Annotated in this window: 20 protein-coding genes; 6 read left to right on the forward strand and 14 right to left on the reverse strand. The window is 47.3% G+C overall.

Going from position 1 to position 24,777, the window contains the following annotated elements; translation table 11 throughout:
* Positions 1 to 12 precede the first annotated feature (12 nt).
* A complete protein-coding gene (locus tag ACSFXJ_RS25820; protein WP_435923166.1) occupies positions 13 to 1,749 on the forward strand; it encodes a histidine kinase in 1,737 nt (578 codons plus the stop codon).
* Positions 1,750 to 1,752: 3 nt separating this feature from the next.
* Positions 1,753 to 3,381: a response regulator transcription factor gene (locus ACSFXJ_RS25825; protein ID WP_435923167.1), complete on the forward strand. Its 1,629-nt coding sequence runs from the start codon at positions 1,753 to 1,755 to the stop codon at positions 3,379 to 3,381.
* 237 nt (positions 3,382 to 3,618) lie between these two features.
* Here the strand turns inward: ACSFXJ_RS25825 and ACSFXJ_RS25830 are convergent, their stop codons facing one another.
* Positions 3,619 to 4,119 carry a DinB family protein gene (locus ACSFXJ_RS25830; protein WP_435923168.1) on the reverse strand — a complete coding sequence of 167 codons (501 nt, stop codon included), beginning with the start codon at positions 4,117 to 4,119 and terminating at the stop codon, positions 3,619 to 3,621.
* 192 nt (positions 4,120 to 4,311) lie between these two features.
* On the opposite strand from ACSFXJ_RS25830, the gene ACSFXJ_RS25835 reads away from it, so the two are divergent.
* Positions 4,312 to 4,668 carry a DUF4190 domain-containing protein gene (locus tag ACSFXJ_RS25835; protein WP_435923169.1) on the forward strand — a complete coding sequence of 119 codons (357 nt, stop codon included), beginning with the start codon at positions 4,312 to 4,314 and terminating at the stop codon, positions 4,666 to 4,668.
* Positions 4,669 to 5,121: 453 nt separating this feature from the next.
* Here ACSFXJ_RS25835 and ACSFXJ_RS25840 read toward each other — a convergent pair whose 3' ends face one another.
* On the reverse strand, positions 5,122 to 5,823 hold the full coding sequence (locus tag ACSFXJ_RS25840; protein ID WP_435923170.1) for a DUF4386 domain-containing protein: 702 nt from the start codon (positions 5,821 to 5,823) through the stop codon (positions 5,122 to 5,124).
* An 89-nt stretch (positions 5,824 to 5,912) separates the two neighbouring features.
* Between ACSFXJ_RS25840 and ACSFXJ_RS25845 the strand changes: the two genes are divergently transcribed.
* Both ACSFXJ_RS25845 and ACSFXJ_RS25850 read left to right on the forward strand, forming a co-directional pair.
* A complete protein-coding gene (locus tag ACSFXJ_RS25845) occupies positions 5,913 to 6,782 on the forward strand; it encodes a helix-turn-helix transcriptional regulator (RefSeq protein WP_435923171.1) in 870 nt (289 codons plus the stop codon).
* Positions 6,783 to 7,053: 271 nt separating this feature from the next.
* Positions 7,054 to 7,719 carry a hypothetical protein gene (locus ACSFXJ_RS25850; protein WP_435923172.1) on the forward strand — a complete coding sequence of 222 codons (666 nt, stop codon included), beginning with the start codon at positions 7,054 to 7,056 and terminating at the stop codon, positions 7,717 to 7,719.
* Between the two features lie 198 nt (positions 7,720 to 7,917).
* Here the strand turns inward: ACSFXJ_RS25850 and istB are convergent, their stop codons facing one another.
* The 11 genes from istB to ACSFXJ_RS25905 form a co-directional block, all read right to left on the reverse strand.
* On the reverse strand, positions 7,918 to 8,703 hold the full coding sequence (istB, locus tag ACSFXJ_RS25855) for an IS21-like element helper ATPase IstB (RefSeq protein WP_435921273.1): 786 nt from the start codon (positions 8,701 to 8,703) through the stop codon (positions 7,918 to 7,920).
* On the reverse strand, positions 8,700 to 9,911 hold the full coding sequence (gene istA, locus ACSFXJ_RS25860) for an IS21 family transposase (RefSeq protein WP_435921274.1): 1,212 nt from the start codon (positions 9,909 to 9,911) through the stop codon (positions 8,700 to 8,702). The genes istB and istA overlap by 4 nt, the downstream gene beginning before the upstream one ends.
* 659 nt (positions 9,912 to 10,570) lie before the next feature.
* Entirely contained in the window at positions 10,571 to 11,734 is a 1,164-nt protein-coding gene (locus ACSFXJ_RS25865) for an Abi family protein (protein ID WP_435923173.1), read from the reverse strand.
* A 534-nt stretch (positions 11,735 to 12,268) separates the two neighbouring features.
* Positions 12,269 to 14,047: an ATP-binding protein gene (locus ACSFXJ_RS25870; RefSeq protein WP_435923174.1), complete on the reverse strand. Its 1,779-nt coding sequence runs from the start codon at positions 14,045 to 14,047 to the stop codon at positions 12,269 to 12,271.
* Positions 14,040 to 15,257: a hypothetical protein gene (locus ACSFXJ_RS25875; RefSeq protein ID WP_435923175.1), complete on the reverse strand. Its 1,218-nt coding sequence runs from the start codon at positions 15,255 to 15,257 to the stop codon at positions 14,040 to 14,042. The genes ACSFXJ_RS25870 and ACSFXJ_RS25875 overlap by 8 nt, the downstream gene beginning before the upstream one ends.
* A 268-nt stretch (positions 15,258 to 15,525) precedes the next feature.
* Positions 15,526 to 16,005 (reverse strand): 23S rRNA (pseudouridine(1915)-N(3))-methyltransferase RlmH, encoded by a 480-nt coding sequence (gene rlmH, locus ACSFXJ_RS25880; RefSeq protein WP_435925872.1) that lies wholly within the window; start codon positions 16,003 to 16,005, stop codon positions 15,526 to 15,528.
* A 79-nt stretch (positions 16,006 to 16,084) separates the two neighbouring features.
* On the reverse strand, positions 16,085 to 16,810 hold the full coding sequence (locus ACSFXJ_RS25885; protein WP_435923176.1) for a hypothetical protein: 726 nt from the start codon (positions 16,808 to 16,810) through the stop codon (positions 16,085 to 16,087).
* Positions 16,811 to 17,644: 834 nt separating this feature from the next.
* Positions 17,645 to 17,812, reverse strand: coding sequence for a CxxH/CxxC protein (locus ACSFXJ_RS25890; RefSeq protein WP_435923177.1), 168 nt, complete (start codon positions 17,810 to 17,812; stop codon positions 17,645 to 17,647).
* Positions 17,813 to 17,997: 185 nt separating this feature from the next.
* Positions 17,998 to 19,524, reverse strand: a complete 1,527-nt coding sequence (locus ACSFXJ_RS25895) for a CAP domain-containing protein (protein ID WP_435923178.1) — start codon at positions 19,522 to 19,524, stop codon at positions 17,998 to 18,000.
* A gap of 112 nt (positions 19,525 to 19,636) precedes the next feature.
* The gene (locus ACSFXJ_RS25900; protein WP_435923179.1) at positions 19,637 to 21,676 is read right to left on the reverse strand and encodes a glycerol-3-phosphate dehydrogenase/oxidase; all 2,040 of its coding nucleotides are present in this window, start codon (positions 21,674 to 21,676) and stop codon (positions 19,637 to 19,639) included.
* 461 nt (positions 21,677 to 22,137) lie between these two features.
* Positions 22,138 to 23,397, reverse strand: a complete 1,260-nt coding sequence (locus tag ACSFXJ_RS25905) for a S1C family serine protease (protein WP_435923180.1) — start codon at positions 23,395 to 23,397, stop codon at positions 22,138 to 22,140.
* A 386-nt stretch (positions 23,398 to 23,783) separates the two neighbouring features.
* Here ACSFXJ_RS25905 and ACSFXJ_RS25910 point away from each other — a divergent pair, with 386 nt between their 5' ends.
* Positions 23,784 to 23,993, forward strand: coding sequence for a hypothetical protein (locus ACSFXJ_RS25910; protein ID WP_435923181.1), 210 nt, complete (start codon positions 23,784 to 23,786; stop codon positions 23,991 to 23,993).
* Here the strand turns inward: ACSFXJ_RS25910 and ACSFXJ_RS25915 are convergent.
* Positions 23,962 to 24,768 (reverse strand): MBL fold metallo-hydrolase, encoded by an 807-nt coding sequence (locus tag ACSFXJ_RS25915; protein ID WP_435923182.1) that lies wholly within the window; start codon positions 24,766 to 24,768, stop codon positions 23,962 to 23,964. The two genes, ACSFXJ_RS25910 and ACSFXJ_RS25915, sit on opposite strands and share 32 nt — an antisense overlap.
* Positions 24,769 to 24,777: the final 9 nt, after the last annotated feature.

Consider the following 24,777-nt stretch of genomic DNA (forward strand, 5'->3'; position numbering starts at 1 on the left):
GGAGAGGGACCGTTGAAATTATCATTACGATTTAAAGTGAGCGCTCTCGTCCTGCTTCTAGTGACGCCTCTTTTTCTCTTTCTTTACTATACCAACATTTATTCAACGAACATCGTTCGTGAGAAGGTCGCCAAATCCGCGTCGGATACGCTGACCCTGCACCTAGGCTCTCTCGACGAATTGCTGGAGCAGACCAGCATCTATTTGCTGCGGTCGGCCAACGAGAACATGCTGCTGGAGCTATATTCGGAGAGTCCTCCCGACAGCGTCAGCTACTACTTATCGATCCGTAAGCTGATGGATCAATGGTATAGCGATGTCAGCTACTACACCATTATCCGCAGTGTATTCGTGTACCATCTTGACCGGAAAGAACTGTTTCTCAGCAGTCAAAAAGAGTATTACCAAGAGAAGGACGCCATCAGTTCCGGGTTATCCTCCCAACTGAAAGGTTCCCAGCTTCCTACATCCCTGAATTGGGAATTCGTGACCATCGGGGGTGAGCCTGTGTTGTATAAGGTGTTGCCGGATAAAAGCGGAAGGCTTCTGATCGGCGTGCTCGTCAGCATTGACTCATTAGCCCAGCCTCTAATCCAATTGGAATCCGCAGAGGGCGACGACGGAAGGGTTGGCATCATTTCCAAAGACGGCAAATTGCTGTGGGGCGAATTCTCCAACGAGGATCTCCAGCGGATCCGCAGCCATCTGAATGATCAGTCCAACGGTACAGGCACCTCCATTCGCCTCAGCAATGGAAGCAACTATCTGTTCGTGGACAAGCCTTCTCTATTTTCAAACCTCAACGTATTTATTCTGCTGGACGAAAAATCGATATTGGAAGAGCTGCCTATTTTCCAACGCATCATTAAGAGCATACCTATCGCCATTGTTATCATCATGGTTATTCTGCTTATTCTATTGAGCCGGCTTGTATTTAAGCCGATCCAGCAGTTGGCGAGCGGGATGCGCATCCTCGGCAAAGGACACCTGGAACACCGTCTGAAGGACGGGAAAAGCAAGGAATTCCAGCTGATTACGCAACAGTTCAACCGGATGGCCGAACAAATCGGCGATCTTAAGATTGATGTATACGAAGAACAAATGAAAGTGCAGCAAGCCGAGCTGAAGCATCTTCAAGCTCAGATTAATCCTCATTTTTTTATGAACTCATTAAATATCGTCTATCATCTCGTAGAGCTTAAAAAGTACTCACTAATTAAGAAAGTGATCAGCCATTTAGTATCTTATTTCCGGTTCATTATGAGCACCAACGATACGTGGATCACGCTTACAAGCGAGTTGAATCATATTCGCAATTATATGGAAATTCAGATGGTCATGTACCCGGACAGGCTGGACTTTCAAGAGCAGCTTCCGAAGGAGCTCGAGAACGTTCTCGTCCCGCCCTTACTCATCCAGCCTTTTGTGGAGAATGCCATCAAGCATGGATTTATAAATAACTCACAACCATTTAGAGTCAGCATCACCGTGAAAGAGGAGACTTTGAACGACGAAGAATCCTGCATAGCCATCCAAATCAAAGATTCCGGGCCGGGATTCTCCGGGCAGCAACTGGATGTACTTAATCTTGGATTATACGAAAAAGATCCGACGGACCGCCAAATTGGAATTTGGAACGTTCGCAGACGACTGAATATGTTCTATGACCAACGAGCGGAGCTCTCCTTTCATAACGATCCTCAGGGGGGCGGTGTCGTGGACATCAAACTGCCTATGAGAGGAGGCTGAAATATGCATAAATACCGAGTCTTAATCGTGGATGACCAGTATTTCGCCTTACTCGGTTTGCAGCAGGGCATTAACTGGAACGAGTTGGGCGTTGCGGACGTCTGCCTCGCGGAGAACGCGGAGCTTGCAATAGCGTGCCTGAAGCAGCATCCGGTGGATTTACTGATTTGTGATATCGAGATGCCGGGGACAAACGGATTGGACTTGCTGGCCTGGGTGAAGCAGTACTCACCAGGTACGCTTACGATTATGCTCACCTGCCACGCTGATTTCGAGTATGCACAGCGGGCTCTCCAGCATGGGGCATTCCATTATTTGCTGAAGCCCGTTGATTATGAGGAATTAAAGAAAGTCGTGTGCGAAGCGATAGCGGGAATCGACAGACAGAAAGAACAACAGCAATTTGAGGCGCTTATGCGGGACTACCGAAGAAAATGGGAGCATCAGCTGCCTATATTAGTGGAACGATTCTGGCAGGACATTCTAAGCCAGCGGGCTTCACTCCGTCCGGATTCCTTACAAGTATTTGCGCAAACCTACAATTTGGATTTAAAGCCGGGGGACCGATATTATATCGCCCTGTTAGGCTTGGAGCAATGGAAGGAAAACCTGAGCGCGCGCGATGAGACCATTATGGAGTACGCGCTTCGCAATCTGGCCGAGGAACTGCTCCTGGATGGGCTGGAAGGCGCCATCTTGCAGGATCATGTAGGCTACAATCTGGCTGTCATCTATGAGAGGGACGAAGGCAGCCCTGTAAGCAACAAGCTTGAACGTAACGGCAAGACATTCCTGAGCGCATGTGAACGGCTGCTTCAATGCTCCTTATCTATCTATATCAGCCCGGCGGTTTACCTTCAGGATATCCTAAGCGCCTACACCTATGTAACGGAGAGAGAGCAACGCAATTTAAACAGTTCCCGCCAAGTGTTCACACCGCTCGATCCGCCTGCGGCTAAAATCCTCGATCCAATACCAATGGCAGCACCAATGAATTTGTTTGCAGAGTGGGCAACCGTGTTGGAACTCGGCGAACTGGAAGAGTTGGACCGGCGTATTAAGCAATGGTTTTCGAACCTCAGGGGAGATCAATGGAGTAATGAATCGCATCGTCAGCTCATCCATGGGGTACTCTTCATTATTCATACTACATTGGCCAAAAAAGGCTTGTCCTTGCACAAATCAGAGGAGTTAAAAACCTTAACGGACAAAGAAAGTTACCCGAAGCACCCCGCTGCCCTGCAACACTGGACAAAAGAATGTCTCGCGGCAACCGTACGTCTGCTTAGGACAAGCAACTGCGTATCTTCCGCTGTCGTCGCCAAGATCAGACAATATATTCGTTCCCGCCTGAACCAAGAGATCACCCGGGAGGAGCTGGCCGCCCATGTCTACCTGAACCCGGCCTATTTATCAAGAATGTTCAAGAAGGAAACCGGCTTATCCTTGTCGGATGTCATCATTCAGGAACGGATCGAAGAAGCCAAGCGTTTGCTGGAAGCAACCGAATACAAGATCACTGACATTGCAGAGAACGTAGGGTATGTCAGTTTAGGAAGCTTTTCAAACTTATTCAAACGAGTGGTCGGCGTAACGCCGCAGCAATACCGGGCCCGGAAAAAACAGAAGTAGTAGGCTTCCACCGTTATTTCCCAACATTTGCATGAAGTAATCACCAGTTAATCCAAAGGTGCCTTGAGATAAAAGATAAAAGGCTCTCCTGTCATCACCGTTTAAAATCATTGGAGAGCCTTTTAAGTTCACATGTATATGAGATATACGCTAGTATTGCGGCGTACCGCCCGACAACCAAAGCGCTTATCTTTCCAGCCATAAAAGTGGCAGGCAGATCGCGCCCCTTCTTATGCCTCAGGTGAACAGTCCGCCTAACCGATCATCGGCTGGAGGCGGGTAACCCAGACGTTTTGCCATCAATACGATTTGACCTTTGTGATGGAATTCATGTGTCATCGCATGAGTGATCAGCAGCAAAGGAGTAGGTGCCTTGGGATAACCTTGCCAGCTCTCGTCTTGTTCAATCGGTTCAGACCAACGATTGTTGTATTCGTATAAGAACCTTTGTACGAGTTCATCTACTTGAGCAAATATTTTACGGTCGTAGCTCACATCAGCGTTTTCAATTTCCTGTATAGGGATATCCCTATGTTCGTTTATTTTCTTAAACGCGAAGGATCCCAACCAGAACATATAACTGTCAACCACATGAAGATGAGTTCGAATGATCGTTCCATGACCAAAGTCGGGAACCGTTTGATGTAATCGTTGAGGGGGCAGCTCTTCCAGGAACGTAAACAGGTTTTGTCTGGCGGATCTGATCCAATCGTATTGTTGCCGCAGCATTTCCAACAACGCAATCACTCCTAAAAAACAGGTTTTTATTTTTGTTCTATACATTAACGTAAATTGGGGGTAAAGGTTATGATATGGGGATTAGAGAGGAGTTTGCGATTCGGCAATATTAAAAATTTACGAGATAGATTTACAGTAATTTACTACGAGAAGTATAATAGGAATAATGACTCATTAATAGGAGGATATTCCTTGGATAACAATTACAAAGAGCCACAATACGGGTTTTCTCCGCATACCCCATCTCACGTTCCGCTACAAGCGAAGACCAGTGGCAAAGCAATTACCTCTTTAATACTAGGTATACTATCCTTAATTACTTTGCCATTAGGAGGAATCATAGTCCTTGGAATCATCGGCCTCTTTAGCGGTATCGTTGCGATTGTGCTCTCGTCTTTATCGTTTAAAGAAATGAAGCGAGTACAGGTGCGAGGACGCGGTATGGCAATTGCAGGATTAGTATGCGGAATCGTCGCGACCTCTTTGAATGTGCTTGCCTTTGTTATCTCGTTTGTGGTTAGCTTCATGAATGCTATGAATAGTGTGTAGACGCAACAAAACCGCTTTCTCAAAACTGGAAAGCGGTCGGACCGTCGTATTTCCCCATACAAAAGTCTCCCCTTAGAGCCGTCCCTTGAGGGATTGACGCATAAATAACAACCTCCATCACTAATCTTCCATTACCCTTTTCACTTTCCAACGCCAACATTTGTCGCCGTCACTTATGATAGGCTCTACATATCATCTCAAAAGCGAACTTTCTTGCGCCGTCGCGGACCGAAAATTTCGCCTCATTTGTGATACGGTTCTCCATAACACCTATAAAGCGAAGTCGAAAGGCACCCATCGGGTGCCCTCTACTCAATAAAACCTTTCCTGAAACTATTTGATGATCCCTTCGGTTAACGCGTCCGCTAGTTTGAGGATATGGTCTTCAACATGGTCGTAAGCAAGTATCTCCGCTTTGTAATCCACCCGCTATCGCTGTGAAATAAGCGAGAATCAAGCAGCAGGCGATCTCATTTTTTGCAGGTTATCCCGATGAAATCCCTTCACAATCAACCAGACTGCCAAGGTCATCTCATAAACGCCTACAGGCAGTGCGACCAATCCTTTTACAGCCGAATATGGTCCAATAATTCCGAACATTTGCAATAAACCAGCCACAAAAACCATAACTGCTGTAAGCATTCCGAAAATCGCTATCGGTTTAGGCACATAGCCTGTTCGATAGAGCAAATAACTATATAGACTTGTATTGATGCCTAACATGAGATTGGGACCCAACATAGCCGTCCAGCGATAAATATCCTGCAGCAATAACCCTATAGGCTCGAGACTGGCTGTATTTGCTAAGCCGGCCGTACTATAATACGTACTAAGCCGTAACAAGCCTAATATACTTAGGATTCCGATTGCAATAAAAACAGCCTCCATAAACCGAAAACATAAATATCCCAATGCAAGGTGTTCATTCCAGAGCCGAACGTAAGGAAATAGCATGATTGAAGTACCAACAGCCGTAACCACAAGCAGGAGATCATTTAATACACCGATTAAGACCTTCGTTTCCGATCCATTGGCCGCGGCCATCTGCCATTGCTCCGACAGAACAGGCCCGTACAAAACCACCGCTATGATTGACGACAATGCAGCTACGATATAAAAAATCCCCAGTATTCTGGCATTCCTTTTGTCTCGCATTTTTCCTCCTGAGAAATCATTTTTTGCTGATGCCCGTATGGTATACTTGGTACAAAATAGCCTGCAAACACTTGATAGAAGGAGTTATTATGAACCATAACGAAGTCATCGAACGTGCTTTGATCCATATCGAGGACCATTTACAACATTCCTTAACCGTGGAATCCGTAGCCAATGCCTTCAACATGTCTAAATATTATTTTCATCGGCTGTTCTCTGCTATGATGGGCTGTACGTTAAGCCAATACATCCTATCCAGAAGATTGAATGCATCCTTAACCTTGATTCTTGATAAAAACAAGTCTCTGACCGACATTGCCTATCAGCTTAACTTCGGTACGCAATCCTCTTTCACTCGCGCTTTCAAACGACAATACGGTGCAGCTCCAAGTTCTGTAAAAGCAGGAATCACAACCATCTCCCCAGTCCCCATACCTACAGTCGTGAATAGACCCATTAAAAACATTAACGGCGATGTCGTCGCGGATTTCACCCTGACTGAATTCGAGGAGACCCGAATCAGCGGAATCGCTTTTGAAGTGGATTTAGCCAATGATGATTATAAGGAGAAGATTCGCGCACATTCAGAAATGCTGCTAAGCCAAATTGATGAAACCATAAATGGTCCCTGCTACGTCATTTATTCAAACTGTCAACCCGATTCAACCCGGTTTAAGGTTCTATTCGGGATCCCAAGCAGTATTGAAATCGATGAGCCTTATTATTTCACGGTTGATGTGCCGCAAATTTTTTGTGCAAGATTCAACTATTGTGGTAATCTGCTTGACATTGGGGATGTACTGAAAAGTGACTATGCTCGTTTTTTAAAGATCTCCAGGCAGGAAACGGCAGAAACCGATATTGAACTCATTCAAGTTTTTGGGGACGTCCACAATTCTGACTCGGCCTATCATATATATGCGCCTGTCAAAAAACTTCCTGCTGACTCTCATCTTTAGTGCCCTGGCTCTAATATCATCTTCTCTACTCCTTTCTTTTCTTGGAAATAAGATAACATACCGGTTTTCGATCTACTTTCCACATCTTGCTGTAATTTAGGGACGAAAAAATGTACCTCTCTCGAGATGCATAATCAAACTGTTCGCCCTACTTGTGATACGGTTCCCCATAACATCTAACGGGAACTAAAAGCTTGAAGACAAATGAAAATGGCTGTGTAGCTATACCTTTTTAGATTAAACGAAATAAGAAATATGGAGATGAAGCGATATGACAGATTATCCAACTGGCAAGGATATTTTTCGGGAATGTTGTTCGAGGATTGCCGCGGCCTGCGCGCCATGCGGTTTCAAATACAATAAATCCAGAAGAAAGATGATTAAACCACTCGGTCCCTTTACAGCTGAGATATGTTTTTTAAGTCACTCTTCCAATATAGCCGGCATTTATTTGGAGTTTAATACCAATTGCCGAATCATAAATACGCACAGCGGAAAAGTATACTGGGAGATCAGCTTGAGCAACTTCCGGGACAAAGGCAAGGTATGGAATTTGGCCAAGGAAGCCACCCGAGAGCGGGAATTGGCAGAAATAGTCACGTTGATTCAAAATAGGGTCGTTCCATTGATGGACAAGTACGAGACTAATCTTGAGGAGATCCTTGAGGAGGTCATCCAGACCGGATGGTTTTTGCCGCAGGCAAATCCAATGGAATTCTATATTCTTGACGTTCTAGACCTGGTGGTTGACTTCGGCTCACCTGAACAAATACGCGAATGCGCGCATCGATACATCCGCCACTTATCGGAAGAAATGCAGGAAACTTTCGAGAACGATTATAATGCTTATCAACGAGATGGACAGGCTGCAAGCACAATAGCATTTCGTAAATTAATCCCTTTTATGACCGAGCGCAACATTTCACTACCACTATAAAATGAAAGGATACCGGCTAGCGCAATCCAAGGATGCCGATTCTGAATGCAATCACTTCTCACTTGCTGAAGAATCTGAAGCGACTGGATCAGTTGCCAAATTCAGCAGGCTTTGAAACAATTGTTTTTTTGACAATAGTCATTCGTGTCAACATCGGTTTAAAATTCCCCAAAAGTATCGGTCTAAAATTCCCCAGTTTCATCGGTCGGCTTCATCGTCCTCTGTAGGTTCAGGGCGGAAGAAGCCGGCCTTTTTCTTCTCCTTAATACGGTAGCTCTCTCCCTTGATGTTAACGGTACTGGAGTGATGGAGGAGGCGGTCGAGGATGGCCGTCGCCAGCACCGTATCGCCGAATATATCACCCCAAGCGCCAAACGTCTTGTTAGACGTAAGCAGGATAGAACCGCGCTCATAACGCTCAGAGACGATCTGGAAGAAGAAGTGGGCAGCGGTCTCGTCCATCTTTCGGTACCCGATCTCATCGATGATGAGCAGGTCGGGCTTGGTGAACATCCTCATTTTCTGTTTGATCGTGTTGGTCAAGTGAGCCGTCTGTAGTGTCTGCACTAGGTCATGTGCTGTGATGAAGTAGACGGAATGTCGCTTCTTTATGGCCTCAAGGCCCAACGCTACAGCGAGGTGCGTCTTACCTACACCAGGCGGTCCGAGGAAAATGAGATTCTCTTGATGCGCCACGAAGCGAAGCGTTGAGAGGTCGCGGATCCTGCGCTCATCGACCGATGGCTGGAAGGCAAAATCGAACTGGTCCAGCGTTTTATGGAACGGTAGATGAGCGAGGCGCGTCCTTGTTTGGATGTACCGGTCGTGCTTGGCAATCATTTCTTCAGCCAATAGCTTGTCCAGGAACTCCAGATACGGTATATTCGCTTTAGACGCTTCTTCGGCGTGCTGATGGATGATTTCCGGTATGCGAACCCACCCAAAGTGGCGGATCGCCGCCTCCAGTCTCTCTTGCAGAATCATTGGAGCACCGCCTCTTCCATGAGCGAGTCATAGACCGATAGCGAGCGCTCTGACACTTCTGGTGCGATTTGGCTGACATAACGAGGCGTGGGCTCTCCAACCGGACGACTCGATGTGCTGCGAATGCCCTCGAAGTGTTTTTTATTGCTTATAATTTGGTGTCGTCCCATGGATTTGGTATGCTCGGCGATGAGCTGTCTGCCGCAGTAGAAGCGCAGCGTGCCGTTCCTCTCATCCTGCACCTCCACGATAGAGCCCACGTAAGCAAACGGGACAGTATATCGGTTCGCCTCATACGAAACGTAGCAGTCGCTGGATACTCTTCTCTGATGCCGCTCGGCGTAAGCAAAGGCGACGTCATTTACAGGACTGAGACACTCTTCTTTCCATAGCTCGCGTGGCACCCTGAACGTCGTGCCGTGCAGACGATTATTCGCGACCGTATCGAGCCATTGCTTGGCCTGCGCGTTGAGATCTTGCAATCCCGTGAAGGTGCGTATGCGCGGCCAAAAGTTCTTTCGCACGTAGCCGACACCGTTTTCTACTTTACCTTTGGTTCTTGGCCTATAGGGTTTGCAACGGCGAAGCGTGAAGCCATAGTGCTTTGCAAACCGGGCAAACTGCTCATTCCAGATCGCCTCGCCGCTTTCGTCCTGTCCGGTTACGACTGTTTTCATATTGTCGTAGAGACAGCTTTGGGTAATTCCGCCGAAGTACTCGAAAGCTCTCGTATGACAGCCCATGAGCGTGTCCAGACGCTCGTCCTCGGTGAACTCTAGATACATTGCTCGGGAGTAGCCAAGCACCATGACAAATGCGTAGAGACGCTTCAATCGGCCGTCGTGGTCTACTCTGAAGTGACCCCAATCTACCTGCGACTGCTCGCCAGGCTTCGTCTCAAACCGCTCGGTCGCCTTAGACTGAACCGCTGGTCGAAGCGGTTGCATGAAGACGCGAAGAATGGTACTGCTGCCCGTATAGCCCTTCTCTCGGATCTCGTCTAAGATGACGCTCGCATTGAGACAGCCTTCTTCCATACGGTTCCGTATGTATTCCTTGTAAGCGTCCAGCTTGCCGGCTGCCGGATTTCGTCTCACGTAACGGATGTGCTCCTCTACCTGCAAATACTTTCTAACCGTCTTACGGTCACGTCCCAGCTCATCTGCGATCTGGGTGACGCTCATGCCCCTTGCCTTCATATCCTTCATCTTGAAACACTCCCCGTTCTTGACCAATCTCGACTCTCTCCCTTCGGAGAGTATGTCGGCAATAGGTGGGGAATTTTCAACCGATGATATTGGGTATATTACAACCGATTTTCACATTCGTAACGCATAATGCCTCAAACAGACGTTTTTTAAAGATCTCCAGGCAGGAAACAGCAGTTCGCCTTACTTGTGATACGGTTAAGCGTATCGTCTATAGGCGAAATTTAAACGGCACCAGGAGAGTAACCATGCTTCAGCAAATATCTCGGCACGGCATTGTCAGACGCTATTAAGTGATAAATTCACAAAATAATTCATTCTAATAATTGCATCAAATAGTACGACTCAAAGAGTAGGAGTTACAGGTGGCCCAAAAGAAAGCCTATCCAAAATAGTCATAGTCCTGGATAGGCCTTCCACGCTTTCAACTCGAGACCGCATTTATCATATGATCTCTGTGATATAGTAAGACTGATTTAATAATTAATTTAGATATAAAAAAATCCCTGAAACAATTACACAAGTAATAATTGTTTCAAGGATTTTATTCCTTTAATCTAGAAATAGCTGTTACCCTATTTTCCAGACGACCTTGCGGAAGGGTCTTTCATCTACAAAGAATCTTATCACTGTAAAATAATCATGTCAATAAGGAAATTTCAAGTTTTCACTTTGTAGTTTCTGATCAATTTGAATAAAATATATATTATTTCCTCAAACTCTTGATGTTCTTCATAATAGGATTTCTTCAATCTACACCTTTTAATAAGACTCAGTAATTCTTTTTTACGTTCAATTCTTGTAGTTCTTCCTTTAACATAATAATCATGTAAATACAATAGGGCACTAATATCATGTACTTTAAGGTTTCTAAGTCGAATATTAGTAATTGAATTACTTATGTTACAAGTTTGAGTTAAATAATTTCGAACTTGCAATTTAATATGCTTGTCATCAGATATCAAAAATTGATTAGGCCCAACAATATTAAAAATAATAGGTCTACTATGCGCTGATGAATCTCTAATATTTTTCGAATCAAATAATAGACTATTCGCCAGTTTTAATTCTTTATATTTGTATTTCTTGTTTTGAATATAAAAAGTAATAAAGAAGCATAATTGACCATAAGACATTAATTCAATAAGAACCCAAATGGAAGGTTTATTTTTTCTTTTTACAATCAAGTCATAGCTATAATCTCTTTTAGACTTGTATGCTTCAAATAGCTTTTTATCAATAGTTTCATATCTTTTCATTTTATTATCAATTTCTTCAAGTGAAAGTTCTTTTTTTATAAGTTTTTGTCTATAACCTTCTAACTCAAATTTCTTATACTCATCAATAATTTTATAACCATCTTCGTCACTTTCAGTTATCAAACGAATAATCAAAGACTTTATATTATGTTCAATATCTAAAGACAACTTTAAAAACAAATACCTAAAATGCATATCTATTGTAGCTAAATCATTTAAAATTGAAAAATCAATATTTTCGTATTTGTTATCTTTATCTTTGTTGAAGTTTTTTCTAAAAGCAGTAACTTTATAATAATAAGTTCGATCCGTTAATATTTCTTTGGCCAGTGACTCATTATAGGAAATGAAAGTGATTCCTTTAAATTTTAAATATTCGATCTGTTCTTCTACTGATAACTTTTCTTTTGATTTCGCCTTTTCTACAAAACTCATAACAAGTTCTTTACCCACAATCGGTAATTCTTCTACCGCAGTTGCAACTTCATCTTTAGTCTCTGATGCTTGAAGTGAACTTAAAGATTGTTTGAAATTCAATAAATCCTCTTTTGATGCTCTTTTCAAAAATGTTTACACCACCTATCAGTTAACATTACAGAAATTATATCATGTAACTAATCCTAGCGATGAGCTAATTCTGACTCTTTAATGTAAGACCTTCTGAATAAACAAGCCTCATTACTATTTTTAAATTATAAAAAATCTCCCACACTTATGATGCGTCCCCCTTCCCATATTTAAAGATTAAATTTTAAGAACACCCGAATCTGAGTAACCTTTGAACCTTCAAACTATACTTGACAAAAATGATTTCGCCTCTTAAATACGCTTCCTTTTCAATCTAAAGGCGAATACTTAAATAAAATTTGACTGTATATTCACCTCCCATTATTTAAAAGCTAGTTACGTCTGATTGAAGTTGCTACATAATGATTGACTCAAACTCATTCATGTAGCCATTATAACCTTCAAGCCTCTACTACTGAACGTACTTATCGTACTCAAAGTAGATTAGAAAAATAAGAAACTCATGAATTTTGAGTCGCTTGGTATTAATAGAATAGATAAAAGGGATGCACAAGCATCCCTAACTTAGAATTACTGTTCTAATAATCCTTCCTCTTTTCTCCAACGTTTAATAATATCTGAGAAGGTTACCTGTTTCCATGGTTGCTCCCATTCTTGATTGAATGGGACACTTTGCGATTTCGGTTCCGGCATCGGTTTTTCCATCTTTATCACCGTAGGCATTATTATTGAATCGCCTACGACTATGCACTCACCCTGCCCAAGATTCGGGAGTATTTCCCCAAGACTTTTTGTACTATCTGGCATGAGGTTTTTCACAAAATTTTGATCATTTGGATTTGTTAAACGAAGTGAAACAAAATTATTACACTGCGCTAGTATTGTATCCGATACTTCAGAAGGCCTTTGACTTACAACCATTAAACTTAACCCATATTTTCTCCCTTCTTTGGCAATTCGTTCAATAGATTTTTTTGATGAATTATATTCGGCTCCACCGTTACGCGGAATATAATTGTGAGCTTCCTCGCAAACAATCATTACTGGGATATCATTAAGTAACTCTCTATCATGTTGGATTTTTGAATAATGGAAACTAAAATCAAATACTAATCTTGCGACCAAACTAACTGTTATACTCAGAACCTCAAAAGGCACTCCACTAAGATCAACTATTGTGACATTTGCTCTATTTAGATATCCTAAAAACTGCTTCATGAGTTCTTCAAAGTCATCAGTCGAATACAGTCCACCATCTTCTTTGGTAGGATTCAACAAGAAATTTAACCTTTTATCGGTAAGTTTCGTTTCTAATCTGGACAAGAATCGATTAAACTCGCCATGGAAGGGACCATTAGATGCTTTAGTTGCAGCGGCTGTAGACTGCGGCACAAATTCATATACGTCATCAAAATAGAGTTGTTTACGATCTCTTACCAATGTATTGTCTGCTAATTTTGGACAATTTTCGGTTTCAAGCTTACTAATCACTTCTCTGTTCATGTTTTCGATATAATTAAATACTTCTTTAATATCAAAATAGACAGGCGTATCATACGTAATGTCGTTAATTGTAGGATTATGTTTTTCCTTGTTAAAGATGACGGCATTTTTAAACATTGAAATCTGATTGTGGGAATTATTCTCGTTGCTCTCTATAAATAATGATTCCAACTCTTCTGAATTCATTAGCCAATAGGGTAGTTTCATTTTATCCACGGACAGATTGTTTAAAGTGAAATTTTGCTCTTCCGCTAGTGTAAAAGCAGCGGAATATTCGGAGTGTATGTCGAATATTATAATGTGAGAATTCTTTTGCTCTCCTAAATTAATGTTTAGCGAATTATTAATTCCCACGGCTCCTTGTAGTATTTTTGCTACTGTACATGATTTACCTGCACCAGTAGAGCCTACAATAGCAATATGTTTCCCAAAAAACTTGTCACCATTTACTTTTACTTGAATGTTCTCATTCTGAGACAGAACACCAATAGGGAAATTATATTCTGCACCTGCCCCAAAAATACGATCAAGCATTCCTGCATCTAATACATATACAGGTTCTGTTGGAACAGGCAAATTTTTAGTTCCCCTACGGAAGTCGTTTTCAACTATACTGCCTATTGGTTGCGTTTCAATTATTAGTTTAATGTCATCCACAACACTGTAATCCATTACTTTAATATTATTTATCACGCTCACAATGTAATTACTGTTTCCATCTGCTATTTTTAGATATTGTCCAATTTGTAATTTATCCTTGTTATCTTCAAGGGCCTTTAAACTTTGTATTGTAACAACAATACTATCAGGAGAACTAGACAATACTTTACCAATCACATTACTCATAAGTGTCCACCATTCCCATAACAAATTTGATTTGATTGATTTCATTCAGATTTATATGCTCAACGTTTACGTCTTGAAAATCAAAGTCAGGCACAGTGTCTGTAAACAGAAAAAAATCATCACATTTTGTTTCATTTAATATTCCGATTTCATTCTCATCAAATCGTAGAAGTCGTACTTGGAAATCAGAATAGAATTGCTTCCCTATCTTTCCTCTTACAGGTCCTGTCAGAAATTTATTCTTATCAAAATATTCGTCAGTTACTAATCCATCATTGTATCTAATATTCTTTTTATGTAATCTTACTCGTAGCTCTTTAAAAACCTCTTGTGAACAATCTATACAAATTAGTGGTGTTTTATCGTGAACCTCTTTAAAATGATACTTATTTATAAAATCGGATATGAAATTTACTATTTCATCGTTGAAATTATTAATAGATTGTTGGGATAAAAATAAATATCGCAACCTAGAGTTCTTGTCAAGATTAGTTTTCAACTGTTTCCTTCTAGAGGACAAAATCTTATCCAATGTTTGCAATGATCGTGTCCATCTTGTAATTGCTGTTTTCCTAATTTGCTGTAGAGCCTCTAACATTGATGATTTCTTAACAACCCTTTGTTGAGGCTCATGAAGTATACTCAGGTCTGCAATCATCTGGATGGCATTGGGGTAAAATAAAGTATCAATGTCATCCCTCGGTAGACCATTTCTCTCCAGAGACATAGTGATACGTTCAATAATTACCTGCAATGAAGCACCAAATTCCAAAGTAAAACGTTCAAGAAAACCTGGAATATCAACATTTCCATTTATCTTATTAATAATTTTCTGAAACCTCTGATCGCGCGATTGGAGTATTGTCTTAATGTGTTCCTCACTTATCTCATAATTACTGCCCTCTCTTTCATTTGGGAAATGCGCATAGAGTTTATACTCTATATCCTTGTCTACGTTATCAAAATAATGTTCCATCATCTGAAGAATAGGTTTGTACACATTACCTAGGGTGAAATTGTCCTGTTCTTCATGATATTTACACTGTATCGCCCTTGTTGTGCGGGCAGTGGTTATTTCTATATCCTCAATGATGCCTTCAATTGAAATTATTGCATCATCTTCATCATTTAAAATTTCTAGTAGTGTTTTATTAAATTGATAAATAAAGCCTTGTATCGTATAGTCAGCGCTTCGTGACAAGGTACTCACAACCCATCTTCCTAATTTGCCATCATATTCCTATTTTACAGAATAAAATTAGAATTGAATATGAATTAATTCTTTTTCGACATATTTTTTTCAAATTAGCCTGTTAGATTCGAGAGGGAACTGAGCTAATAAATAATAAAGGCACCCTACCGGATGCCCATGAATTCATTTATATATTTACTTTGTTATTAATTATCATTCGCTACTTGAAAACCTACTATTTTACTGCTTACAAAAATTCATCAGTTCTCTCTTAATAAATTTCGCCCTATTTATGATACGGTTCCCCCCGATTAATCTTCACCGCCCGATAAATCTGCTCCACCAGCACCAGGCGCATTAGCTGATGGGGCAGCGTCATGCGCCCGAACGACAGCCGCTGCTGCGCGCGGCGGACGACGGCTTCGGCGAGCCCGTGGCTGCCACCGATGACAAACACGACATGGCTCGTCCCGTAGGTGCCGAGCCTGTCGATCGCGGCGGCGAGCTCCTCCGAGCTCCACAGCTCGCCGCCGACGTCCAGAGCGATGACATGCGCATCGCTCTTCACCAGCGCGAGAATGCGTTCGCCCTCTCGCGCTTTTACCTGAGCGACCTCCGCGTCGCTCATCGTTTCCGGGGCCTTCTCGTCGGGTACCTCGAGAACCTGGAACTTCACGTACGGCCCCAGCCGCTTCGCATACTCCGCGATGCCCTGCACCAAATATTTTTCCTTCAATTTGCCGACCGCAATAATTTGAATGAACAAATCAAATTCCCCTTTTCTTCTTTTTATATCGTTGAAATTCCATATGTAATCAAGCCCGAAGGCCTGTGCTGAGCTAAGCCTATCTTCCCCGTGCCCACTTCCACCCGAGTACAAACGTCCACAAAAACACTGGTCCCGAGGTCAGCGGGAAAAGCACGATACTCCAATCCGGGAGCAGCAGCGAAACGGGAGTGCCGACCGCGCCCCAGATTCCGCATCCAATTCCGATCATGGCAAGCCATCTACGAATGTGAACAAAACGAGGATCGTCCCCAGCCGTTCTCAATAGCCCTGCTCCCAGCAAACTCACGCCGATCCAAGCCAGCATCATCGCAAAATCCCCCGCCATAATGCCAAAAGCAAACAGGCCGACACCGAGCGCATCCGCGCCGAATTCGCCCGAAATCCGGCCCCACTGTCCGGACAGGACGGGAAACACCGTCATCTCCATCGCCAGGATCAGCACCCACATCGTCAATGCGGCGACGAACAAACGCGAAGCGAGTCCCGCGAGCGGTCTCACGTGATTGGGAAACTCCCTCACTTTCGCCTCCCGATCCAGCCTCCACTCTTCGTAAGACGCCGCTCCTGCCGCCAATCCGCCCAGCCACAACAAATCGGCCAGCAGCATCAGGGCATGGTCGAACTGCCAGTAAGCTTTCATCTCCGCAACCATGGCGATGACCTCATTCCCGGTCCACGGGTTCGTCGCCGGCGGATGCATCAGGGTAGCCGCGATAAACAACAGCCCTCCCGTCAGCACGCAAATTCCCGCCGTCCACTGCAGCCGGTTTCTTTTTGCCATTCAAAACCACTCCTTCGGCGTACCGTCCTCCACTTTTAATATCCTTCCCGCCAAAAAGTGAATCAAACGACGACTGCAACTCTACTCTAACGGAATGTACGGGCCTTATCATGCCCATTTCCGATCATATCGCAACTTTAACGGAACCAGCGGACCTTATTTCCCCGACCATCCGACCGCTAGGCCACCTTTTGGCGAAATAACGTCTCCTGCTTCCGTTACCAACCGAAAATCTGGCATTTCAAGCCAAATAACGTCGCTGAGTTCCGTTACGCTCGAAAAACCCTCGCCCCCGCAAGTAAACTCCCACGCCCGCACGTACGCACACTCGCACATTCACGTACACAGACCCTCGTCACGGACTCACGCGCTCACGGACTCGCCCCCTCGTAAGCAATTTCGCGCCACACACGCTCACTTATCACTTATGCACGCATGCATGCACTCACACTGGCGCACATATCACGCACTCACGCATACACTCACACGCACATGCACACATGCATGGACTCGCCTTCGTAAACAAGTGCGTGCCACACACGCTCATTTATCAATCACGCATTTACGCATTTACGCATTTACGCATTTACGCATTTACGCATTTACGCATTTACGCATCCACACATTCATGCACTTATGCAAACCGCACACCCACTCATGCTTGCATGCTCGCTCAAAAGCAAGCCACACACGCACGCATGTCTCACGCCCAACATATTGCTACCCCCGCCCACAAGCAAAAAGGCCGCTTTCTCCCGCTCCCGCGCAATTTGAGAAAACCGCCCTCTCGGCATCTTTTTCACCTGAAATAAACCGATCTACCCCGCCAGCCGATTACACCACTAAAAATCTCGCTTCCTTCTCGCATTCCTGGCACTTCACCGGGGGCTCCCAGTCGATGAACTTGGTGTGTTCCAAATCGACGACGTCCGGCGCATCCTCAAACTCGTCCACGAACATATCGATAGCCAGCTCCACATGATCTTTGCAAACTACATACATAAACTCAAAGCATCCTTTCTTTTGCCGCAGGCCGCGGCGGGCTCTGTAATTACAAGGTTGTCCTTTCTCTGTTCTACCATACTCCGCAAAAAAAAGGAACCGCCCAGATCACGCCAACCGGACGATTCCTGCGATTCCCAATTCTTTTGCTCTCTTAGCTATCCCATGAAACCGCCATGCTAAGATCACCGAGGCGTAAAAAAGTTTTGCGTGTAATAAATCCCGTAATCTCCCCCGTCCGCCACGCCGACACCCAGCGTCGTAAACGTCTCTTTCAGCATATTGGCCCGATGGCCCGAGGAATTCACCCATCCGTAATGCGCGTCGATCGCATTGTCGTAGCCGGCGGCGATATTTTCGCCCCAGGTTTTGAAGGAGCCCGCACCTTGGGCCATCATCCGATCACCGGCAGACTTCCCTTCCGGATTCGTGTGTTCAAAATAATCCCGCGCCGCCATATCCTCGCTGTGCAAACGCGCGGCTTTGGCAATTATGTCATTCCAGGCCAGCGTCTTCACGCCCTTCTCCACCCGGAACGTGTTCGCCAAATCGAAAACTTCCAGCTCCATCGCTTGAAGCTCAGCCGCTGCGGGCGTCGCCATTCGGTATGTATCCGCAAACGACTTTTCCATCACCAGCACGCCGTCTACACGGTCTCCCTCAAATTTATCAATATACAAGCGGATCGAGCTTCCCTCGGCTTGATAAGCGACATAATAGTCCGTGTCAGATACCGCCGCTCCCCACAACTTGTCCGCTCCGGCCGGGTTGGTCAAGCCCTCCAGCCCGCGGGTATCTCCGGATGCAAACTGCCACCCTTTCCCATTAGAAAACAGAGCGACGACCTTTCCGTCCTTCACCCCGATTTGGGCATAACGCGTATAGTCGGCATTGTAAATAAACCATTCCATACCCGCCAACGTTTTGTCCTTGCGTGCAGGTTGACCCAGCGCTTCAACGACCCGGTCCGCCGCATCGCCGATAGCGACCCCTTGCAGCCGGATTCCGCTCTGCGCTTGAGCCGCATCCGTCCCCGATCCCGCACCGGTACCCGTCGAGGATCCGGACTGCAAATCCGAGCCAGGCACTGCCGGATTCTCCTTCAGCCGAATCCCTTCCGCCGTCACGCTAGGCACCGTCTGCTTCAACCGGTACAAAAACGTCTGCGCCTCCGCCCGGGTCAGCACATCGCGAGGGGCATAACCCTCTACGTCGCTCCCCTGCTTGCCTTTCGCCAACCCTTTGTCAAGCACATACCGAACCGCGTCCGTCTCTGTTAATGCCTGCCCCGCCATGGCCGCGAGCAATTGCGCAACTTGGCCTCGCGTCACCTGCCTTGACGGCTCCTGGTAAACCGGCCAATGCGACTCGTCCGCAAATGTATAATAAGGAGCATACCAAGGCTGGCCCGTTTGAGCTCCCGCCAGGGAGATCTCCGGATAAGCCCGCAGCAGCATTGCCAAAAATTCCGACTCCGTCACCACCTGCGAAGGCCGGAAGGTTCCATCCGGGTATCCGGTGGACACCCCTTGATCCTTGGACCACATTACCGTCTCATAAGCCCAGTGCGTACGCGGCACATCTTTAAAAGCCGTAGCTTCCGCCGCATGGGCAGGGGTCCACGAGCCGATTCCCGCAAACATCAGCCCCGCTGCAATGACCCCGGCCATCATCGGTCTCCTCGACCTTCTATTTCCATTCATGTTCGTCATCCTCTGTCCTCTCCTCTAAGCTGATAAAATTTTCCTAGGTAGAATTCGACAAAAAATGACTAAATCCTCTAATTTTAAGTAATTCCAAAAAAACATCGCGCGTTCCAATCCCTCATGTCCCGTTTTCCTCAGCCGCCTCAGGCACAACCGCCCCTTCCAATGCCCGCGCAAGCTCATTCCCATACCGGATCCTCTGCTCCGGCGTCCAGCCGAAATGATGTTCCATGTATGCCGCCACCGCTTTCTTCCACTCCCGTACCCTAGCGGTATCAAACAGCAGCCAACCCGTTCTTCGGATAAAAAAATCCCCCGGCGTCACCACCATCTCCTCATCCAAAGCGTACTGCAGCGGAACCTTCACCTCCAGCGGCAGCGCGTCAGGCCCGGTCACGGACCGTGCTTCCTCTTGGGGAATCGACCGCCCATGCGATGCCACCGGCCCCGCCTGCTCCGAGAGCTGATTCGCCTGCGGTTCCTTACGCAATAGGCCCGCTTCTTCTTGCCGCAACTCTATCTCTTCTGGCGGCTTATCCGCCTTCTCCTCCATGAATTCCGCTTCCGTCCGCTGCATCGCTTCATCCCGTTGCACGTCCGCTTCTTCCCGCAGCATGCATGCCGCCAGCTCAATCAGCCGGTCCGCGTTCGAACCGTACATCCTGGCCCATTTCGCCGCCAGCTCTCCCGGCACGCCCCGGGCTTCGGCTTCGCTACGCTTCGCCCGAACAAAATCCTCAAACCCTTCCCCGCTCTCCACGCATCCGCCCGAAACCGGGAGCTTCCGGGTCGGGCAGGCGCGAAACCGCAGGCCGTGCTCCCGCCAAAGGCCGGCCGCCACCCGATCGACGACCGTCTCGGCCATCCGGCGATACCCGGTCAGCTTGCCGCCCGCAATCGTAATCAAGCCGGAAGCCGATTCCCAAATCTCATCCTTGCGCGAAATCTCCGACGGCGATTTCCCTTCTTCATGGATCAGCGGCCGGACCCCCGCCCAGCTCGACTCCACGTCCTCCGCCGTCAACCCGAGCGTCGGAAACATCCCGTTCACCGCGTCCAAAAGATACTGCCGATCGCCGGCAGTCATCCGCGGATGGATCAAATCGCCGCGGTACACCGTATCCGTCGTCCCTACATACGTTTTGCCTTCCCGCGGAATGGCAAACACCATCCGCCCGTCCGGCGTATCGAAGTACACCGCCTGCCGGAGCGGAAAACGCCCCTGGTCGAACACCAGGTGCACGCCCTTGGTCAGCTGCAGCATTTTGCCCTGCTTGGACCCGTCCAGCTCGCGGAGCGTGTCTACCCACGGCCCCGCGGCATTGACAACCTTTCTGGCCCGCAGTTCAAACTCGCGGCCGCTCACCAGATCCTTTACGACGGCTCCAATGATCCGTCTCTTGGCTTGGTTGTTTACTGCTGCCTTCTCCGCATGACGGTTCATCTCATCATCAGCACTTGCCGAACGGCCACCCTTCCCATCCTTAAGTTCGTCCCGAGTGTCCTGCCCATTCACCAACCCTTTTGCCGCAGCCACCGCCTCCTGGTCTCCCTCATACAGCAGCTTCGTAACTTGCGCATAATTGGCGGCCAAAGCCCTTTGCGAGATGGCGGCCTTCATCACCTCGATCGTCAGCCGCGCATCATCCGTACGGTACTCAACATAGTAGCCGCCGCCAAGCAGTCCTTGCGGCTTCAACAGCGGCTCCACCTCCAGCGCCGCCGAAGCCGTCAGCATCGTCCGCCGCTCCGCCCGCTTCACTCCGGCAAGCATGTCATATACCCGAAGGCCAAGCGATGTGCTCCGGCGCCCAAACGTCCCGCCTTCATAAATCGGCAGCAGCATCCGTTCCGGTATCGTCACATGCGGCCCGTTCTCATAGACGATCGCCCGCTCCCGTCCGACCTCGGCCACGACGCCGATTTGGAGCTGCTTCAAATACCGCAGCCCGCCATGGACCAGCTTCGTCGAGCGGCTCGACGTCCCCGCCGCAAAATCCTGCATCTCCACCAGTCCGGCCCGCATCCCCCGCGCCGCCGCGTCCAGCAAAATCCCGGCACCTGTAATTCCTCCGCCGATCACCAAAACATCCAGCGGTTCCTCCGCCATCCGCTCAAGCATCCAAGTTCTGTTTTTCCCCGAAAACCGTGAACTCATCGCTCCAACTCCCCTCGCCAAGAAGTACGCGCACAGTATCCGCAGCAAACCTTCCGTCAGTCCAGCCTTGCCTCTCACCTGTTTGTGTTCAGCCGATACACACAAACCCGAAAAATGTCCACCTAAAAGAGGACAACCCGATATTCTTCCCCTCAAGGCCGGGTTTTCAATATCTAGTAGTTCCGTTCCCTCTTAACATACTATATGCACAATCCGATAGAAGAGCTCTCCTCGTTACCCGTTTAGCCACTGTCTTTTTCTCAAAAAACAAACGCCTCAAGAATCCACCCCTGATGGACAAAAAAGACCCCATCTACACTTTCAGACGCTCCTACCGCTACGACTGTTCATGTAATGGGGCCTTCACTCTTCACACTTGACTGTTCACTCTTTACTCTTGCTTTCCATGCCTAAACAATACCTATACCTCATGTTCGGGGCCTTAACCCCGCTCATTCAACCTACTTTTCTTCCAGGCCTTCCTCGATCTCCGCCTCGGACGGCTTGTCGGAGAGCTTGACGGTTGCCGTCTTGAGCTCCCCGTCACGGTAGAAGGTCACTTCCATGTCCTCACCGATTTTTTTGTGATCATACAAATATCTCCGCAGCTCCAGCGTCGAGCCGATCGGCTGCTTATCGAGCTGAGTAATCACATCGTTCAATTTCAGGCCCGCCTCCTGGGCAGGACCATGCGCCTCCAACACGATGACGCCCTCGTTCACATGGCTCGGCAGATTTAACTCCTTCCGCTGATCATCGGTCACGGGCGAATACGGATTGTTGAGATCCAGCGAGTACACTCCCAAGTACGGACGCACCACTTTGCCGTACAGCATCAGATCGTCCACGGTCTTCATGACCTCGTTAACCGGGATCGCAAACCCGAGCCCTTCCACACCGGTATCCGCAATCTTCATCGTGTTGATGCCGATCAGCTTGCCGTTCAAATCCACCAGCGCGCCGCCGCTGTTCCCCTCATTAATGGCCGCGTCGGTCTGAATGACCTCCTGCTCCCAATCGTACACCCCGTCCTGGCTCAGCGAAACCGGAATCAGCCTGCTCGTATAGCTGACGATCCCCGAGGTGAGCGTCCCTCCAAGGCCTAGGGGATTCCCGACGGCAATCACTGTTTCTCCGGGAAGAAGCTTCTTCGAATCCCCGATCTCGATCACGGTGCCCACGCCTTTTCCGTCCATTTCAAGCACCGCGATATCATTGATCGAATCTTGGCCAAGCACCTTGGCTTCTCTCGATTCCCCGTCGCTCGTCACAATCTCCAGATCATCCGCGCCGCTGATCACATGGGTATTCGTGATAATGAAGGCTTTCCCTTTATCCTTCATAAAAATAACTCCCGAACCCAGCGCCGCCTGCTCCGGATCTCCCCCGGCAAGGTCGCTGTGGTTCAAAATGCTGACCACGGCCGGAGCCACCTTCGCCGCCGCCGTGCTGATCCGGTTAAAGGGGTCTCCCTTGTCTCCGGCCGCGACACTCACGGGATGGCTGCTTCTCCCTCCGCCCGAGGGAAGTCCGGTCACCAAACTGAACAACAGCACGGCGACCACGGCGCTCAGGATCGAGGAAAACAGGGAAATCTGCAGCGTGGACCAACTTTTCCTCTGCCGGTTCCCATAACTCCAGCTCCGGTCGGTGTCTCCGCTTCTGCGCAGCTGCCGTCTCGGCACCCTCGTGGAATAAAAATCATCATCGAACAATCCCATGCTCCGTCTCTCCCCCTCCATGGCCATACGCGGCTTCCGCAACCCATCTATCTATTTCTGTATTTACCCGCAGGCGGGTGTTCCTTAATCGCCACTCTTCACTCTATGCCGTGACGGCAAAGCCATATTCCCGTTCGATTTCTTTACTATCTTAACGCAATAAACCGTTCGAATGTTGCTCACCGTTCAAGCATTTTCGAAGCAATTTTCATTCCGCCGGAATGTTTTCGCAAATGCTGGACTACACTAAGTATTAAGCAATAGATTGATAGATTTATTCTAACATAACCGAAGGGTATTCGGATGGTCTCTTCCAAGGGAATTTTTGGGGAGGACCGCCGTTTCCGCCAGTATGTATTTTTCACCATAAAGGAGGTCCATGCACCATGAATTCGAACTATTCCTCGCCGATGCATGAAATCAACGTGCTCGCCAAACTGGCCGATATGAAAGAAGAGCATTACCACCAACTGGTAACGCTCAGCGCGATCATGGAGCTATTGATTGAGAAAAATGTGCTCACCCGCAGCGAAATCGAACAAAAGGCTGCGGAGCTTGACCGGTTTATAGATCCGCCACCGTATCCCACGGTGTAGGACGGTCGAAATACGTATCCCGCAATTTAAACTCGCTGTCCTTATAAAAGCAACCGCGATCCTCCATGGAGCCCCGCACCGCCAGCCGGGCAAGATCCGGCATGTTATGCTCGCGGCTCAAATGGGCGAGATACGTCCGCTTGATCCGGCCGTTCATAAGCTCGCTCAGCAGCTCGCCTGTCGCTTCATTGGACAAGTGTCCCATATCGCCAAGGATGCGCCGCTTGATATTCCACGGATAGCGGCCCATCCGCAGCATCTCGATGTCGTGGTTCGCTTCCAGCACCAGCACATCGGAGTCCGCGATCGCCGCCTTGACCTTATCGCTGGCGTAGCCAAGGTCCGTGCAGACGCTCAGCTTCTCTTTCCCGTCGTAGAAGCAGTAGCCCACCGGTTCGGCCGCATCGTGCGAAATCGCAAACGACTCCACCCGCAGCGACCCGAAATCGTGTGCGTCTCCCGTGCCGAATACGCGGCGGTTCTCGTCCGGAATTTGCCCGACGGCTTTTTCCATCGCGCTCCACGTTTTCTCGTTGGCATACACGGGCAGATTGTATTTTCTCGCGACTGCGCCAAGACCTTTGATATGATCGGAGTGCTCATGCGTGACGAGAATCCCGGTCAAGTCCTGGCCCGTGACTTCCCGCTCCAACAGCAGCTCGTCGATCCGCCGTGCGCTGAAGCCCGCATCGATCAACAGCGTTACTTCCCCGTTGGCGACCACCGTCGCATTCCCCGTCGACCCGCTCGACAATACCGTAAATCGTAATCCCATGTCTCCCCA

It is taken from the genome of Paenibacillus salivarius (assembly GCF_051307165.1).
In the GTDB taxonomy this organism is placed as follows: domain Bacteria; phylum Bacillota; class Bacilli; order Paenibacillales; family Paenibacillaceae; genus Fontibacillus.

Coding starts and splice junctions, on each gene's coding strand:
- istB (WP_435921273.1), bottom strand. CDS start 8,703: ATGATTCTGCAAGAGAGACTGGAGGCGGCGATCCGCCACTTTGGGTGG.
- istA (WP_435921274.1), bottom strand. CDS start 9,911: ATGAAGGATATGAAGGCAAGGGGCATGAGCGTCACCCAGATCGCAGAT.
- ACSFXJ_RS25870 (WP_435923174.1), bottom strand. CDS start 14,047: ATGAGTAATGTGATTGGTAAAGTATTGTCTAGTTCTCCTGATAGTATT.
- ACSFXJ_RS25895 (WP_435923178.1), bottom strand. CDS start 19,524: ATGACGAACATGAATGGAAATAGAAGGTCGAGGAGACCGATGATGGCC.
- ACSFXJ_RS25845 (WP_435923171.1), top strand. CDS start 5,913: ATGAACCATAACGAAGTCATCGAACGTGCTTTGATCCATATCGAGGAC.
- ACSFXJ_RS25900 (WP_435923179.1), bottom strand. CDS start 21,676: ATGAGTTCACGGTTTTCGGGGAAAAACAGAACTTGGATGCTTGAGCGG.
- ACSFXJ_RS25885 (WP_435923176.1), bottom strand. CDS start 16,810: ATGGCAAAAAGAAACCGGCTGCAGTGGACGGCGGGAATTTGCGTGCTG.
- ACSFXJ_RS25915 (WP_435923182.1), bottom strand. CDS start 24,768: ATGGGATTACGATTTACGGTATTGTCGAGCGGGTCGACGGGGAATGCG.
- ACSFXJ_RS25910 (WP_435923181.1), top strand. CDS start 23,784: ATGAATTCGAACTATTCCTCGCCGATGCATGAAATCAACGTGCTCGCC.
- ACSFXJ_RS25850 (WP_435923172.1), top strand. CDS start 7,054: ATGACAGATTATCCAACTGGCAAGGATATTTTTCGGGAATGTTGTTCG.
- ACSFXJ_RS25890 (WP_435923177.1), bottom strand. CDS start 17,812: ATGTATGTAGTTTGCAAAGATCATGTGGAGCTGGCTATCGATATGTTC.
- ACSFXJ_RS25905 (WP_435923180.1), bottom strand. CDS start 23,397: ATGGGATTGTTCGATGATGATTTTTATTCCACGAGGGTGCCGAGACGG.
- ACSFXJ_RS25825 (WP_435923167.1), top strand. CDS start 1,753: ATGCATAAATACCGAGTCTTAATCGTGGATGACCAGTATTTCGCCTTA.
- ACSFXJ_RS25840 (WP_435923170.1), bottom strand. CDS start 5,823: ATGCGAGACAAAAGGAATGCCAGAATACTGGGGATTTTTTATATCGTA.